15 protein-coding genes are annotated in these 15,617 nt (G+C 51.7%); all 15 read left to right on the top strand.

Annotated elements, in window-relative coordinates:
* Positions 1 to 382: 382 nt before the first annotated feature.
* On the top strand, positions 383 to 1,003 hold the full coding sequence (locus JNK54_03660; protein ID MBL8023363.1) for an IS3 family transposase: 621 nt from the start codon (positions 383 to 385) through the stop codon (positions 1,001 to 1,003).
* Positions 1,004 to 1,048: 45 nt separating this feature from the next.
* On the top strand, positions 1,049 to 1,561 hold the full coding sequence (locus tag JNK54_03665) for a hypothetical protein (GenBank protein ID MBL8023364.1): 513 nt from the start codon (positions 1,049 to 1,051) through the stop codon (positions 1,559 to 1,561).
* A complete protein-coding gene (locus JNK54_03670; protein ID MBL8023365.1) occupies positions 1,558 to 2,982 on the top strand; it encodes a hypothetical protein in 1,425 nt (474 codons plus the stop codon). The genes JNK54_03665 and JNK54_03670 overlap by 4 nt, the downstream gene beginning before the upstream one ends.
* A 44-nt stretch (positions 2,983 to 3,026) precedes the next feature.
* Complete coding sequence (locus tag JNK54_03675; protein MBL8023366.1) at positions 3,027 to 4,133, top strand: N-acetyl sugar amidotransferase; 1,107 nt, start codon at positions 3,027 to 3,029, stop codon at positions 4,131 to 4,133.
* Positions 4,120 to 4,725 carry an imidazole glycerol phosphate synthase subunit HisH gene (gene hisH, locus JNK54_03680; protein ID MBL8023367.1) on the top strand — a complete coding sequence of 202 codons (606 nt, stop codon included), beginning with the start codon at positions 4,120 to 4,122 and terminating at the stop codon, positions 4,723 to 4,725. Before JNK54_03675 ends, hisH begins: the two co-directional genes overlap by 14 nt.
* Complete coding sequence (hisF, locus tag JNK54_03685; protein MBL8023368.1) at positions 4,722 to 5,501, top strand: imidazole glycerol phosphate synthase subunit HisF; 780 nt, start codon at positions 4,722 to 4,724, stop codon at positions 5,499 to 5,501. Before hisH ends, hisF begins: the two co-directional genes overlap by 4 nt.
* A 370-nt stretch (positions 5,502 to 5,871) precedes the next feature.
* Positions 5,872 to 7,077, top strand: coding sequence for a glycosyltransferase family 4 protein (locus JNK54_03690; GenBank protein MBL8023369.1), 1,206 nt, complete (start codon positions 5,872 to 5,874; stop codon positions 7,075 to 7,077).
* Complete coding sequence (locus JNK54_03695) at positions 7,071 to 8,123, top strand: hypothetical protein (GenBank protein ID MBL8023370.1); 1,053 nt, start codon at positions 7,071 to 7,073, stop codon at positions 8,121 to 8,123. Before JNK54_03690 ends, JNK54_03695 begins: the two co-directional genes overlap by 7 nt.
* A gap of 57 nt (positions 8,124 to 8,180) precedes the next feature.
* The gene (locus JNK54_03700) at positions 8,181 to 9,350 is read left to right on the top strand and encodes a peptidoglycan bridge formation glycyltransferase FemA/FemB family protein (GenBank protein MBL8023371.1); all 1,170 of its coding nucleotides are present in this window, start codon (positions 8,181 to 8,183) and stop codon (positions 9,348 to 9,350) included.
* Entirely contained in the window at positions 9,350 to 10,411 is a 1,062-nt protein-coding gene (alr, locus tag JNK54_03705) for an alanine racemase (protein ID MBL8023372.1), read from the top strand. Before JNK54_03700 ends, alr begins: the two co-directional genes overlap by 1 nt.
* Complete coding sequence (locus tag JNK54_03710) at positions 10,411 to 11,526, top strand: glycerate kinase (GenBank protein ID MBL8023373.1); 1,116 nt, start codon at positions 10,411 to 10,413, stop codon at positions 11,524 to 11,526. Before alr ends, JNK54_03710 begins: the two co-directional genes overlap by 1 nt.
* Before the next feature lie 486 nt (positions 11,527 to 12,012).
* The gene (locus JNK54_03715; protein ID MBL8023374.1) at positions 12,013 to 12,633 is read left to right on the top strand and encodes a thioredoxin domain-containing protein; all 621 of its coding nucleotides are present in this window, start codon (positions 12,013 to 12,015) and stop codon (positions 12,631 to 12,633) included.
* Positions 12,630 to 13,094 (top strand): hypothetical protein, encoded by a 465-nt coding sequence (locus tag JNK54_03720; GenBank protein ID MBL8023375.1) that lies wholly within the window; start codon positions 12,630 to 12,632, stop codon positions 13,092 to 13,094. The genes JNK54_03715 and JNK54_03720 overlap by 4 nt, the downstream gene beginning before the upstream one ends.
* On the top strand, positions 13,076 to 14,197 hold the full coding sequence (locus JNK54_03725) for a DegT/DnrJ/EryC1/StrS family aminotransferase (GenBank protein ID MBL8023376.1): 1,122 nt from the start codon (positions 13,076 to 13,078) through the stop codon (positions 14,195 to 14,197). Before JNK54_03720 ends, JNK54_03725 begins: the two co-directional genes overlap by 19 nt.
* Positions 14,198 to 14,208: 11 nt before the next feature.
* On the top strand, positions 14,209 to 15,501 hold the full coding sequence (locus tag JNK54_03730) for a M48 family metalloprotease (protein MBL8023377.1): 1,293 nt from the start codon (positions 14,209 to 14,211) through the stop codon (positions 15,499 to 15,501).
* Positions 15,502 to 15,617 lie beyond the last annotated feature (116 nt).

Raw genomic sequence — 15,617 nt, forward strand, 5'->3', positions numbered from 1 at the left:
TCGCTCAACACACAACCGTTGCCGTCCTTGTTGCCAGTGAAATAGCTCCGGGGGGTGAAACCCCCTGAACGGTTACAAAACAACAAGTTGAAACGGCTGGTGGCGGACCAAGCATTGGACATTTTGGGTTTAAAGGAAATTAACTCAAAAACCTGGTAAGGCTCAGGGCGAAGCGGCAGGCGGTAGATCATCTCACCGACCATCTTGGGTTGAGCGAACGAAGGAGCTGCTGCTTGGTGGGGTTGAGTCGTGGGACGCATTTCTACAAGATCAAGAACCGTTCCCTGGATGAAAGAGTTCGGAAAAGAATGCGTGAAATTCCTGAAAAGAAACGACGATGGGGATGTCCGCTCATTCATAAGGTCTTGATGCGTGAAGATTGGTGAGCAATCACAAACGGACGAAGCGATTGTATCGGGAAGAAAAGCTGCCATTGAGAACACGAAAGAGAAAGAAGCGGGGCTGTCACTTGCGGGTGGAAATGCCAATACCGGAACGGGCCAACCAGCGGTGGTCGATGGATTTCGTGTCGGACCGGATCTGGCGGGGACGCCGGTTTCGGGTGTTTACGATCGTGGACGACTACACCCGGGAATGCCTGGCTCTGGAGGTGGACACATCCATTGGCGGAGCCCGTGTGGCGCGTGTGTTGGACCGGATTGTAGCCCAACGCGGCCGTCCGGAGTGGATTCGGATGGACAACGGCCCAGCATTTACCGGACAAGCGTTGGATGAATGGGGCTATCGGAATGGGGTGAAACTGGATTTTATTGATCCAGGGAAACCAACGCAGAACGCGTTTATCGAGAACTTCAATTCGATCCTGCGACCGGAATGCCTGAACGACCACTGGTTCACAAGTTTGCAGGAGGCCCGGGACATTATCGAAGCGTGGCGTTTGGAATACAATAGAGAACGTCCTCACGGATCACTGGGGGACCTCACGCCAAGGAAATTTGCTACAAAAGCATCGTTGGGACTCTACTTGGCAGTGGCACAATAATGGGGGTATGACCACAGTGGAAACACCGATCCGCCAGGAGGATGTGTGAACGAACCTGTTCGGTTGCGCCCGTCCTGTTCGAGCGATGCTCGCCTGAGCCATAAGTGGCGAAACGAACCGGCTGTCCGTCGGGTTTCTTTTCAACAGGGCTCGATTCCCCTCCGGCACCACTTGACATGGTACCGGAAGGCATTGACCGATATTATTACCCGTGTTTGTGTGGGGGAGAATCGCCCTGGATTTTCCATCGCTCCCGTTCGCTTTCAAAGAACCAAACCGTTTGTGCGGATTAGTGTTGTGGTGGATTATCGTTCTCGTGTACGAAGCATGGGCAGTTCCCTCATTCAACACGGCTGTCACCGTCTTCAGGCGGAGGGGGCGGTCCTTTTGGGAGGGGTCGCCGGTCGGACCCACGTCTTGGAGATGGTTCGGCGTTATCCTATTTCTTTAATCGGGAATCATAGAAAGCGAGCTGCCATGTCCGTTGCCGGTCGCCGTTTAGTGGACGGAGGTGGGACCCGCCGCGTCGCGGAGTTGACGGCATCCTGTCTCCTATGACTCTCGAGGCGCTTTTCTCCCTTGAGAAGGACGATGAGCTCTTAAGTTTCCGGTTTGCCTATGACGGGTTCTTGATGTGGCCATTCATTCGGTTTCCCCTTTTTCTCGAAGCGTTGGCGGTGGAGCATGGGTTCCGTGTCCTGGAGCCAATACGGCGCTTTTCCACCTATCGCACCTTGAAATACTTGATCCAGTCGTGGGTGGAAAACCCACTCAGGATGAAGGGGCCTAGTGATATTCTGCTTTTTGGGTCCACCGCCGGGGTCTCTGTTCTTCGGAATGGGAAATGGTTTGGGCGTGTCAACGATTATTACGCTTTGTTAGAAGAAGAGCGGACGGTGGTCATTGATAAATCCCAGGATAGAGAATTTAAACGGCCCCGCACGCCCCGGCGGATCGCGGCCCAGGACTGGATCAGTATCCGTGCGGAGGTGGGCCGTCTTTTCATGGGCCAAAATTCGAAGGATAAGACAAGAATTGACCAATTTATTGCATACTTACGGGACAAAATTCCCCAAACGCTTGATGATTCGGTTTGGTCCTATTTGGCCGAAACATTAAAACGGGTCGGGGGTCGGCTCGTGGGGTTGCACAATGGATACCGTCGCCTTTTCGACCGTTTACGCCCAACGCTTGTTTTGCTGGAGGATGCCAGTTACGGAAGCGAGGCCTACCTGGTGAAATGGGCCAAGGATGCCGGTATTATAACGGCTGAAATCCAGCACGGGCTTATTGTTCCCTCGCACCACGCCTATCGATTTGGTAACGGTCTTTTTGCAAGCACCGATTACGGCCGATACCTGCCGGACTTTTTACTTACGTATGGAAGCTTTTGGAGCAACAATGCGCGAACCCCTTCTGAAAAAATTGTGATCGGCAATGCCCATTTGACAGAAAGCACACGCGGCTGGACAAAGTCTGTTGGTCGAGATCACCGGCCCACAATGATTATCATCTCACAACCGGATGTGGTCGACCATTTGACGTCGTTGGCCATGGATTTTTCCCGAGAGTGGGGGAGCAGGGGTCACATTATCTACCGGCTTCATCCAACCGAGGTGCCTCATCGGAATGATTACTCGGCCCTGGAAGAAAGATCCAACATTACGATCAGTGATGCTGGAGATATCTACGACCTGTTGAGACAGGCCGATGGAGTGATCGGCTCTTCTTCGACCGTGCTCTTTGAAGCCGTCGGTTTTCGAATTCCGGTTTATGTACATGATAATCCTGGATCACGGTTGTATGTTCCATTAAACTTTGGGAGATGGTTCAAAACCGCAAGAGAGCTTATGAGTCTGATGGAAACCACCGATCCATCTCCACCGGACCCCGCCCTATACTGGGCTCCAGAGTGGCAAGCGAACTATCGACGTTTCCTCTCAGAAAGAATTTTTAAGCCAAGGGAGGTCTCATCTTGATATCGACTCCACCTCCTCCTCAAACAGTTTGTACCCGTTGCCTGATGGACACGACGGATCCCCATATCGTTTTTGATGGGGAAGGGGTTTGTGATCATTGTAGCGCCGCGTTTTGGCGATTAAAGAATTCCGCATGGAATTTGTCGCCCGATGCAAAGATCAAAGCGTTGGACCAACTGGTAAAAAAGATAAAAGTCCAGGGAAGGGGAAAACGATACGATTGCGTGATTGGTGTCAGTGGCGGAGTGGACAGCACTTATGTGGCCTTCATGGCAAAAAAAAATGGATTGCGGCCATTGGCGGTCCATTTCGATAATGGGTGGAATTCGGAATTGGCCGTGGCCAACATTGAGAAAACTCTAAAAAGATTGGGGATTGATCTATACACTTTTGTCGTGGATTGGGAAGAGTTTCGAGATCTTCAATTATCATTTTTGAAGGCCTCAACTCCAGATTCTGAAATCCCAACGGATCATGGGATTTTTTCACTGCTCTTTCAGGTGGCCAGAAAAGAAGGGCTTCGCTATATTTTAGCGGGGACCAACGCGGCCACGGAATCCATTATGCCGTTGGCGTGGTCGAGGGGGCACAACGATTGGAAATACATACAATCCGTTCAGAGACTTTTTGGGACGGTCCGTTTAACCACCTTTCCGCACCGGACGCTCTGGTCCGATGCGTTCATGCGGGTTTTGTTACGCATTCAGTGGGTCCATTTTTTAGACTTTTTCGAATATAACAAAGCGAACGCCGAAAAATATTTAGAAAAAGAAATACATTGGAAACCGTATGGAGGAAAGCATTATGAATCCATTTATACGCGGTTTTTCCAGGGCTATATCCTTCCCAAAAAGTTTGGCATCGACAAGAGAAAAGCCCATCTTTCAAGTATAATCATGTCCGGTCAACGATCAAGGGCACAGGCCCTCGCGGAATTGAATAAACCTCCGCTTGATTCGCGGATGGCTGAAGAAGATCGTGTTTTTGTGATCCAAAAGTTGGGATTGACGGAACAAGCCTTTGATGAAATCATGGCGGCTCCACCCCGTTCGTTTCAGGAGTTCCCTTCCTATGGGAAAAGTTGGTATTTCCGATGGTTAACGAGAATTTACCGTTCTACCCTAGGATCACATCGTGATCGTTATTGTTGACGCGGGCATGGGGAACGTTGGGTCGATTGCCAATATGATCAAGCGATCGGGGCATCAGGCAGAGGTTTCAGCGAACCCCGAGGTGATCGGCAAAGCCTCGCGTTTGATCTTGCCGGGAGTCGGGGCCTTTGATGCGGGTGTTCACGCTCTCCGTTCTCATAATTTGTGGGACGTTTTGGACCGGCGGGTCAGGGAAGGAATCCCTTTGTTGGGGATTTGTTTGGGGATGCATCTTTTAACGGAAGGGAGCGAGGAGGGGGTGGAAAAGGGATTCGGATGGATATCCGGACGAGCGGTGCGCATTTCTCCGGTGGCCGAAAAAAAAATTCCGCATATGGGATGGTCCGAAATTCAAAAGCTCCGACCTTCGCCGTTGTTTGATGAAACGGATCCATCACCCCGATTCTATTTCGTGCATTCATTCCATGTGGTTTGTGATCGGGAAGAGGATATAGTGGCCACCGTTCCTTACGGGGAAGAAGTTACCGCAGTTCTTCATCGTGACCATATATTTGGGACTCAATTCCACCCTGAAAAAAGTCACCGATTTGGTGTGGCTGTCTTTAAGAGATTTATAGAGTTTAAAGCATGACGTTACCAAGGATCATCCCTTGCTTATTGCTCCAGAAAGGGCGTTTAGTCAAAACACGGTGTTTTGAAAACCCCATTTACGTTGGAGACCCCATTAATACCGTTCGCATCTTCAATGAGAAAGAGGTCGATGAACTCTTTTTGATCGACGTTTCTGCCACGGCGCAGGCCAGGCATCCTGATTTTGATCTACTTTCAAAAATTTCACGAGAGGCTTTCATGCCCCTCGGATATGGGGGAGGGATTTCGAACGTTCAGGAGATTCAGCGTCTCTTGAGCCTGGGGTTTGAAAAAGTGATCATTAACAATGCCGCCTTGAATAATCTGGAGATCATACGTGCTGCGGCAGAACGGTGCGGTTCCCAAAGCGTTGTGGTTTCCATCGATGTAAAAAAAGATTTTTGGGGACGTCCGAGACTCTACAATCATGTAAAAAGAAAATTCAATAACCGGTCGCCGACGGCGTATGCGGTTCAGGCCGTCGAAGCCGGAGGAGGAGAAATTCTGTTAACCTCAGTCGATCGGGAAGGGACCATGGAAGGGTTTGATTGCGAATCTATTCGTGACGTCTCTAAAAGCATTTCGGTCCCCGTTGTGGCTTCGGGCGGTGCGGGGAGCCTTGATCATTTTGGGGAGGCGATCCGATGCGGGGCCTCCGGGGTCGCCGCGGGAAGCTTCTTCGTCTTCCATGGACCGCATCGTGCTGTGTTGATAACATATCCTTCTCGGGATGAAATATCGCAGGCATTGTCATCCCAAAGGGAAAAATCCACATGACTCCGATTCGTTTTTCTTGGGTTGGTTCCGGGAGAATCGTAGCCAAGCACATCGAAGCGTTGACCGCTCTGCCTGAAGCGAATGTGGTTGCGTATGCGATTCCCAAGAGGAGCGCGAGGCTTTTTATGGGAAGAAACGAAGTGTCCCTTTGCATGGATTCCCATTCCATTGGGCGATCCCATTTCTCTTCATATTCGGCCGGCTTACCGTTATCTTAATTACCGCCCGGGGGCTTTTCCCTTCGCAGAAGACATTTCAACAAAAAATTGTGAGTGTGCCACTTTATCCAGGGATGGGCGACGAATGTGTAAAAAAGGTTGTTCCGAGGTTCAAGAGTTTTTTCTAGGGGGCTAACCCTATTTCCCGATCCATGAAAATCGCTTACCTCACTAATTTCCTGACCTACGGGGGGGGGACAAGGAGTCTCTTTCTTCTTCTGAAAAGTCTAGGCCCCATGCATTTAGAAAAAAAAGTATTGGTTTCAGAACATCCCACCGACTCATTTGAAAGGGTTTTTCTAAAGCATTGCGGGTCCGTGGAACTTATAAAAAACAAACCCCTTAGTCCGGGAGCAAGTTGTGTGACACTTTGTCGACGTCGTATGGAATCCCCCGTGCCATTGATCCATTCCCTCTCTCTTTGGAAGCCTGATATTGTGCATATTAACGGGGTCATTTATCCACACCTCTTGGAGGAAATTAAAAAACAACTTCAATGCGCTGTTATCGTTCATGTACGAGAACATCGGAAACAAAAGGGAGCTTTATGGGGGGGGGGGGCCAGTTGGAATTTTGCCATTAAACAAATTTATCGATGGGCGGACGCTATTATCGCTATCAGTGATGTGGAAGCCGAATATTTTCGTGGTCACCCAAACCTCCACGTCATCCCGAACCCATTTGATTTTTCAGTTATTAAAAAACCAAGGTCTGGAATCCGGGAAGAGTTCGGAATTCAAAAGAAAGTCCTTTTGATCGGAGTCCTATCCGATTGTTACCGGTCAAAGGGGCAACTTGATTTTGTTGAGGCGATGGGTTTGGTGGCAAAGAGATTCCCTGGGATGGAAGTTTTGGGGGTAATGATGGGGTCTCGTCCACTATTGTATTTTTGGAGATATTGGAACCGCCAGGAAACGGGTCGGCAATTTTACGGGCGCCAAATTCGAAAAAGAATTTCAAGTTTAGGGTTGGACAAGCGGATTCTCTTTCTTCCCCACCGAGAAGATATCTTTGGTGTTTTAAATGATTTGGACGTTATGGTTCGTCCTTCTCGGTTGGGGGATCCGTGGGGGCGGGACGTTATTGAAGCCATGGCTTTTGGAAAACCTGTCGTGGCAACTGGGACCTCGAATTACTATGTTGAAAATGAAATTACAGGGTATTTAGTCCCTCCGTATCGGGAAGATCTCCTGGCCGATCGAATTGAGGATTTGATTCGTGATTCCTCCAAGCGAAAATCTTTTGGAGAAAGGGGTCAGGAGAAAGTTTGGAAAATGTGTGATTTACAGAACTATGGCCATCGAATAATGGATCTCTATGATAACCTTTTAAGAAATCAGGGGGCGACCTCATGGTAGGGTTGCAATCTTTGCGCCTCGGTTATGTCCCTTACAGTAATGCGTTTGATCATCCTGGTGACCGGCGACGATTTTGCCACTACGCCAACCGACGAGGTTTTCCCCTTAATATCGCAGATCCAAATAAAACATACGATGCGGTAATTGTTTCTGAAGGAGGGGATTTGAGCGTTTGGAGCCAATATCAGAAAGGGAAAGTGATCTTTGATATGGTTAACGCGAACCTGGATGTCCCCCGAACAGAGATGAAAGGACTTATGCGAGGATTAGCCAAATTTGTTTCTGGTCAGCATCATCGGTTAACGTTCAATTACTGGAGAACGATTCAGGAAATGTGCCGAAATTCCGAGGCTGTTGTGTGTGGATCTCCTGAACAAGCGGATCGAATTCGCCCGTTCCAGTCGAATGTTCACGCGATTCTTGATCATCATGGAATGTATGATCACGTCAAAGAAGATTTTACCCCCAGCGACCCCTTTCGGTTGGTGTGGGAGGGCCTGCCTCATAACGCGGCTTTCTTTTCAGAGATTAAAGATGTACTGGTTTCACTCCACCACCGCCATGGGTTGTCTCTGCATGTTATCACCACTCCCCTTTCAAAACGCTTTCTTTCAAAATATGGCTCTGTCCGTGTGGAAAGTCTCTTGCCCCCCCTTCCTTTCCCTGTATTTGTCTACCCATGGGATGAACGAACGGTTTCCAGCATTATCACCTCCTGCGACCTTGCCCTAATTCCTATCCCCATGAAGAGTGCGTTCAATTCGCTTAAGCCAGAAAACAAGCTCCTTATCTTTTGGCGAATGGGGATGCCGGTTGTCACCTCGGCTATTCCATCCTATGTTCGGGTCATGCGGGAAGCTGGCGTTTCCCAGGTTTGCCGAAATCTTTCGGAGTGGGAAAGCACCTTGGAGCGCTGTATTTCTGATTTCTCAACGAGATGTGAAACATCGGATCGAGGAAAAAAATATGTGGCCACCCATTGTCGCGAAGACCACTGGCTGACCAAATGGGACGCGGTGTTTTCCTCTATGGGACTGGAATTGTAACCCAACTATGAATCCCACCCGTTTTTCTTCTCCACCCATAAAGCGAGGAGATCAATAATGATTCCCCGCCACGATCCAACACATCCTCAGTTATCGAACTCTGAGTGGGATGTTGCTGTCCTCGGAGCGAGGAAGCTTCATGTTTTCCAAACGTCGGGATGGGCCGAGGTTAAGCGGCGGATGGGATGGCGTGCCCATCGGGTGGTGGTTCAGCGGGATGGGTTTCGGGTGGGGATTCAAATTCTGGAAAGGGACTTTCCTAAAATCGGGTATCGTTTTTTTTATGCGCCGCGGGGGCCCGTCATGGGGGCGGGGTGTACGGCGGAGGATTTGAACGAACTTTTTCGGAAGGTGGAGGTTTTGGCGCGGGAGCGGAAGGCTGTCTTTTTGAAAATCGATCCGGACATCCCTCGGTCGGGCCTGGGCTTGCCTTCGGATCCCCTGCCTGTTTTCTCCGATTTGGTTGGAGAAAACAGAGGGGCGGACTGGATCACGGACCACCTTGTGCGAAACAAATTTCGTAAAGCCCCTGAGGGGGGTGGGTTTTCTGGTGTTCAGCCGCGCCTTGTTTTTCGATTGGACATTTCCAAGAGTGAAGAAGAACTTCTCCAAGGTATGGAACAAAAGACCCGGTACAATATTCGTCTGGCCGAAAAAAAAGGTGTGACGATTCGTGTCGCGGAGAAAGTTCAGGATAAGGAGATCTTCTACCGAATCCTTGTGGAAACCGCCCGCCGGGACGGATTTCTCATTCGACCCTTAAAATATTTTATGGACATGACGGAATGTTTGGGGGAGGCCCCATCTCCTGGGGTGGGAGCGCAAATATTTTTAGCGGAAAGAGAGGGGAAGCCCATCGCCGGGGCCCTGGCGTTAAGAGCCGGTCCCATGGCGTGGTACGCTTACGGGGCCAGTGCGAACACCGACCGCCAATACATGCCCAACCATCTCATGCAATGGACCCTGATCCGTTGGGCCAAATCTCGGGGATGTTCTCTCTATGATTTCCGCGCTGTCCCATCAAACCCAAAACCGGAAGACCCCCTTTACGGTCTCTACCGATTTAAAAAAGGGTTTGGGGCACAGCTCACCGAGTTTGTGGGGGAATACGATCGAGTCTATGTCCCCTGGTTGTATCGTTTGTGGGTTCACGGGTGGCCCCTCTTTAAAAAGATCCGACGAAAAATCTTGCTTCGCCCTTCCTCTCGCCAGGGAGAGCCGGATTAATGGGACGGGATAAAAATCCTCCTCTTCCCCGGTGGGTGGAGGTTGATTTAAGAGCCGTGGCTCACAACGTCCGCGCGGTTCGAAAGGAGCTGGGGCCCTCCATCCATTTTACGGCGGTGGTGAAATCCGATGGGTATGGGCATGGCGCCGCGGCCATTGGGCGTGTCGCCTTGCAAAATGGGGCCGATGATCTCGCCGTCACCTATTTGGACGAGGCGTTGGGTCTTCGAGAAGCGGGTCTCACAGCGCCCCTCCTGGTTATGGGTCCGGTGGATCCCAGGGATGCCAAGTGTGTTGCCGAGGAGAAACTTTCGGTCATGGTCGACAATCGCCAAATGTTGACCGCTCTGGGCCGAACGGGTTGTCCGGTGAACATTCACCTGGAACTGGAAATGGGAATGCACCGATGGGGAATTTCCCCAGGAGACCTCGTGGATTTAGCCCAGCGGGTCCGCGCGGCGCCGAATCTCCGTTTGGAAGGGATTTTTGCCCACGTCGGTTATATGGCGGGCAAAAACGATCGTGAGGTGGTTGCGCGGATCAAGGACGGTTTGGCGACAATCCGACGCGCCCGGTTGTCCCGGATTCCCGTCCATGTGGCCAACAGCGCGGTGCTTCTTAATTTCCCGCAGTTTCGTCTGAACCGGGTGCGCGTGGGCAATTTGATTTATGGGATCAATCCCACGAAACAAAAAATTGACCTTAAAAATCCCTGGCGGGCGAGATCTTTTCTTATGCGCGTGGCGAAAATTTCGGCGGGGGAACGCGTGGGTTATGGGGGAACATTTATATCCTCTAAAAAGATGGTCGTTGGAACAGTTCCTGTGGGATACGCCCACGGGTTGACCCTGGAACCCGTAACCCACCTGGTCCGCCGGGACACGCCCCCCACTTTTTGGGGATGGGTTGATGGCGTCAAATGCCCACTGGTCGGTCGGGTGGGAATGAACCACGCCTTGTTTGACCTTTCCTCTGTCCCCTCCCCGCGACAAGGGATGTTTATTGACGTTCCTCTTCGGCGGACGGCCGCCGCACTCTGGCCGAAAATACACCTATCTTAATGCGGGTCCTGGTGGCTCCCAATGCGTTCAAAGGGTCCCTTTCTTCCCGAGAGGCAGCACGTGTTATGGCGAGGGCTGTCCATCGGGCGGGGGCAAGCCCATTCATCGTTCCCCTGGCCGATGGGGGGGACGGGACGTTGGATATTTTACGAAAACCCCTTCAGCTTATACACCGTCGGGCCAAGACCGTCGATCCGCTCGGTCGTCCGTTGACCGTTCAATGGGGATACAATTCGGGCGTTCGTCTTGCTGTCATTGAAATGGCGCGAGCTTCTGGCTTGGCTTTGTTGGAAGAGAGGGAGCGCCGTCCTCTCCAAACAAGCAGTTATGGAACGGGGGTTTTGATCCGGGCGGCCCTACAGTCGGGAGCCCATACGATTTTGATTGGTCTTGGAGGGAGCGCGACGGTTGATGGTGGAGCGGGGATCCTCCAAGCCCTCGGGGCCCATTTCTTTTTGAAGAAGAAGGGGAAGGTCATTCTTCTCGAACGTCCTGTGGTGGGGAAGGATTTAATAACTCTCCATGAGGTTGATGTGCGACCGCTCCTGAATGTTTTCCGGGGTGTCCGTCTCCGCGTTTTGTGTGATGTGGTCAATCCGTTGTTGGGATCTCGGGGAGCGGCGCGGGCGTTCGGTCCTCAAAAGGGAGCCACTCCCGCGGAGGTCCGCTCCCTTGAGCGCGGGTTAATGAACCTTTCAATATTAATTAACCTGTCGAACAGAACAAGATCTCCCCTGATGGGCGCGGCGGGAGGGGCCGCGGCGGGGTTGCATCGATGCGCCCAAGGAACTCTTGAACAGGGAGTGAAGACAATTTTTCGTCTCACGGAATTGGAGAGAAAACTCAAAAGATCCCATATGGTTTTGACGGGAGAAGGGCAAGTGGACCGCACGTCTTGGGAAGGGAAACCGTTGGGAGAATTGGCGCGGCTCTGTCATCGCCATAAAAAACCGTTGATCGTTTTCACAGGGCGAGTCGGCAGGGGGGGCCGGCGACGTGGAGTAAAGATTATTTGTCTTGGGCGCAGGGAGACTTCGCTTGATCTCAAAATCCGTCGAGCGGGGGCGTTCCTGGAAGAAGCGATCGAAAACTTTTTAAAAAAAATGAGAAAATAAGCAACTTTTTTTTGCTTATCGGCTACGGTTTGTCTACAATCAGTGCGACCCTTTAGGGTTAGTTAATAAATAAGACGAGGTGTCCCATGGCGACAAAAAAAATCGCAACAAAAAAGAAAGCCGTAAAAAAAGTTGTGAAGAAAAAAGCCGCGAAGAAAGGCAGCAAGAAATAGTTCGTCATTAACTAAAGAAAGTTCCAATGCCGACCCCGGAACCTCAGTCCGAAAGGCGGAGGTTCCGGGGGAGCCAGAGGAAGGGTTGGAATTTTTTTAAGCGCCCGTGTGGGATGGGTGGGACGGGGCTGGCCTTCCTTCAAGTGAGAGACACATCTCCCGTGTGTGGCATCCACGGGTCAAGTCGATGGTTCTGGTCTTCGGACAATCGATCGAATCTTTGTGGTTGAATTATTAAACCGCAGACTCTGTGGACGATTCTGTTGGGGATCAGGGCCCGACGGGAGAGTGTCTCTCCAAACAGGAAAATGAAATGACGCGATCCAAAAAGAAAATAGTCGTGGGTTTGACTCTCTTCGCCGTGGCTTGGGGATCTGTGGTTTTGGGTCGTCGTGCACCGGTTTTGTCGGGAGACGCGCCGTCCTACCGGCAGATGGGGTCCCCCCGAGCCCGAGTTGTTTTGACGGAATATTCCGACCTTCAGTGTCCCAAGTGCGGTGCCTCGGTTCCCCTCATCAAAGATCTTCTCAAAGCCTATCCACATGATCTCCGTGTGGTGTTCCATCACGCGCCCCTCAAACAACACAAATGGGCAGTTCTCGCGGCTCAGGCATCGGAAGCCGCGGGCTTGCAGGGAAAGTTTTGGGAATACGCGGAGTTGCTTTTTGCCAAGCAGACCGAATGGTCCTCTGTTGTGGAAACGAAGCCTTTGTTTTTGGGGTATGCGAAAGAGCTTGATTTGGACATGGATCAATTTGCCCGAGACTTCGAAAGTCCTTACGTGGTTGAAATGATCCAAAATGAAAAGGCGCGAGCGGAGTCTATTGAAATCCCCGCCACTCCCACCTTTATCATCAATGGCCGAATGCTTGTGGGCGATACCCAATTGGCGGGTAACGGGGCCCGTTATATCGAGAGGGAGTTGGGGCGATGAATACGTTTCGCGGGGGGCTGTCGTGGATCGCTCCTTTCTTTCGTATTGTTGCGGGCGGAATTTTGGCAATCTCCGGATATCTCAAAGCGGTCCGGCCTACGGCTGAATTTGCCGCCACCTTAGAATCTTACTGGATCTTTCCAGCGTTTCTTGTCTTTCCGGCGGCGAAAGCTGTTCCGTGGGTCGAACTGTTGGTGGGGATGGCTTTGGTGGTCGGGTTTTTCACGCGCGGTTCGGCTTTGGTGGCGGCCGGTCTTTACGCCACCTTCGTGGCGGTCTTGGCCCAATCAATTATCAGAAAGTTGCCCATGGCGGATTGCGGGTGTTTCGGCCAAGTGGGCCCCCATTTGAACCCGATGCAAGCCCTGACCCTCGACGCAGTCCTGTTGATTTTTTGTCTCCTTATTTTATTTGACCAGGCCAGAAGATTCTCGGCGGACCGATGGATCGCACGATCCTAGAACCCATCCCGTTCCATAACTTGGCACCCGTCCACGAACCTCTGGAAGCCGCCGCGGTGGATGTCTTCCGCCATGTGTATCGAAAAAACGATTTCATCCTTGGTGAGGACGTTCGTCATTTCGAAGAGGAGTTCTCCCACCTGGTGGGGGCCAGCTACGGGGTGGGGATGTCTTCCGGGACCGCGGCATTGGAACTGGCCCTCCGGGCCCTCGGGGTGGGGCCCGGGGACGAAGTCATTACCACCCCGTTCAGCTTTTTTGCCACGGCGGCCGCGATCGTTTACGTGGGGGCCCGCCCTATTTTTGTGGATATCGATCCCAAAACGCTTAACATGAACCCTCTCTTCCTGGAGAGAGCCTTGACCTCAAAGACGAAAGCCATCCTCCCTGTCCATCTTTTTGGACACCCGGCGAATATGACAGCGATCAATGATATTGCTCTTGCGCGAAAAATTCCCGTGGTGGAGGACGCCTGCCAAGCGCACGGGGCGCGGTGGCATGGGCGGCCGGTGGGGGCTCTGGGGCAGATCGGGTGTTTCAGCTTTTATCCCACCAAAAATTTGGGTGGGTTTGGCGATGGGGGGATGGCGGTTACCAATGATGGAAGCCTGGTGGAACGGCTCCGGCGACTTCGAAATTGTGGTCGACGGGAACAATATGAACATTTGGAATTGGGATACAACGAACGGCTGGACAATCTTCAGGCGGCACTCCTTCGCATGAAACTGCCTCACTTGAAAATGTGGACCGAAGATCGCCAGAGACTGGCGGCTTTGTACCGTCGGGAATTGGCGGAGTGTTCCGTTTCTCCGTTGTCGGTCCTCTCGGGCGCGGATCCCGTATACCACCTTTTTACCGTTAGAACTTCTCGCCGTGATGCCCTGCGGGAATACCTGGGCGCGCAAGGTATCCAAACGGGGATCTTTTATCCAACACCGCTCCATCTCCAGCCGGCTTTTGCCTCTTTGGGTGGAAAAACCGGCGATTGCCCTGAGGCCGAACGGGCTTCGACCGAGTGTCTTTCGCTTCCTCTTTATCCCGGTCTTTCAGAAAAAAATGTTCAGAGGGTTGCCGCCGCCGTCCACGCGTTCGCTAAGGGATAACGAAAAATTTCGTGATCAGTCTCTCCCCCCATCCGCTTAAGGGGCTTGCCCTCCTGCTGGGCGGGTCCTTGCTCCTCTCCAGTTGTTTCCGAAACCCGATTACCTCCAAGCGACAAGCCAAACTTATTTCTGAACAAGCGGAACGGGAAATCGGTTTGGAAACGAAAAAAGCCATTCTTAAAGAATACGGGGAAATGAAAGATCCCGTTCTGGCTCAATACGTGACGAATTTAGGAAAACGGCTCGCCGCGGTGAGCGACCGACCCAAGGTCGACTATGAATTTGTTGTGTTGGACACGGACCTCGTGAACGCTTTTGCGGCACCGGGCGGATTTATTTTTGTCACGCGGGGACTTCTACAGGAAATGTCGAACGAGGCTGAGCTGGCTTCCGTCTTGGGCCATGAAATAGGTCACGTGGCCGGCTGGCATTCGATCGGCATGATCCAACGTCAAATGGGGTATGGAGCGTTAACAACGTTGGGGGCCATTGCCAGCGGAATTCATATGGGACCCGAGGCCATGATTTTGGTGGCGCAGACCGCGGATCTGTTCACGAGCCTCTATTTGTTGGGGTACAGTCGGGAACATGAGTTGGAAGCCGATCGTGTGGGCGTCCGTTATATGCTTTCGGCGGGATATGATCCAAAGGCCGCGCTCACTTTTTTTGAACGTCTCGCCGCTCTCGAAAAAAAAGAAGGGCCCGATCATTGGGAATCCTACCTTCGCTCGCATCCACCGACCGATCAACGTATTGATCTGGCCAAGGGATTCATGGCGCGCTCCTTCTTTTTCCATCGTAAAACAGAATTGAATGAAGAAATCTATAAGGACATGAAGGCAAGACTTCCCAAACTCCGACCAGAAGAGGTGGGTCAAACCCAAGGGAAACGTTACGCGTTGCCTCTGTTCGGGGTTGCTTTAACCATTCCAGGGGAATGGGGATGGGAGCCTCAAGGGGGCCGAGCGTTAATCGGGTTCCGAAAAACGGGAGGAGAGGCTTGGGGCCAGCTTCGAAGGGAATCGTTAGAGGCACCCGTGACAGCAGAAGAATTTGCCAAGAATTTTGCAAAAGAGCATCAATGGAAATTTCTCCAAGGAAGACAGGTTCTTTATCCGTCAGGTTACGGGTTCCTTGGCCAATTCTTTGGGCCCGGGGTGTTAGGAGGGGCATATGTTTACCGAGGTTTGTTTCTTGTTCGCGACGGGATGGGGTGGGCCCTTCTTTGTGCCGCCACCCCCACCCGCACGTTTGAATACCTGGTCCCTTTTGAACAAATTTTGCGTTCATTCGAATTAAGGTAGCGGGAGGTTCTGAGGCGTGGGATAATGTTTATTCCAGAGACCATGGTTTTTAATTCGATGCGACCGAAACCCTTGCCCATCTCCCTCAATGGGTTGGGCATCGGGCGAATAGACGA

The sequence above is a fragment of the Elusimicrobiota bacterium genome (assembly GCA_016788905.1).
Lineage (GTDB): Bacteria > Elusimicrobiota > Elusimicrobia > FEN-1173 > FEN-1173 > JADKHR01.

Excerpts from the sequence above, each read along its gene's own strand:
- JNK54_03670 (MBL8023365.1), top strand. The coding sequence starts at position 1,558 with ATGACTCTCGAGGCGCTTTTCTCCCTTGAGAAGGACGATGAGCTCTTA.
- JNK54_03675 (MBL8023366.1), top strand. The coding sequence starts at position 3,027 with ATGGACACGACGGATCCCCATATCGTTTTTGATGGGGAAGGGGTTTGT.
- hisF (MBL8023368.1), top strand. The coding sequence starts at position 4,722 with ATGACGTTACCAAGGATCATCCCTTGCTTATTGCTCCAGAAAGGGCGT.
- JNK54_03690 (MBL8023369.1), top strand. The coding sequence starts at position 5,872 with ATGAAAATCGCTTACCTCACTAATTTCCTGACCTACGGGGGGGGGACA.
- JNK54_03695 (MBL8023370.1), top strand. The coding sequence starts at position 7,071 with ATGGTAGGGTTGCAATCTTTGCGCCTCGGTTATGTCCCTTACAGTAAT.
- JNK54_03700 (MBL8023371.1), top strand. The coding sequence starts at position 8,181 with ATGATTCCCCGCCACGATCCAACACATCCTCAGTTATCGAACTCTGAG.
- alr (MBL8023372.1), top strand. The coding sequence starts at position 9,350 with ATGGGACGGGATAAAAATCCTCCTCTTCCCCGGTGGGTGGAGGTTGAT.
- JNK54_03710 (MBL8023373.1), top strand. The coding sequence starts at position 10,411 with ATGCGGGTCCTGGTGGCTCCCAATGCGTTCAAAGGGTCCCTTTCTTCC.
- JNK54_03715 (MBL8023374.1), top strand. The coding sequence starts at position 12,013 with ATGACGCGATCCAAAAAGAAAATAGTCGTGGGTTTGACTCTCTTCGCC.
- JNK54_03720 (MBL8023375.1), top strand. The coding sequence starts at position 12,630 with ATGAATACGTTTCGCGGGGGGCTGTCGTGGATCGCTCCTTTCTTTCGT.
- JNK54_03725 (MBL8023376.1), top strand. The coding sequence starts at position 13,076 with ATGGATCGCACGATCCTAGAACCCATCCCGTTCCATAACTTGGCACCC.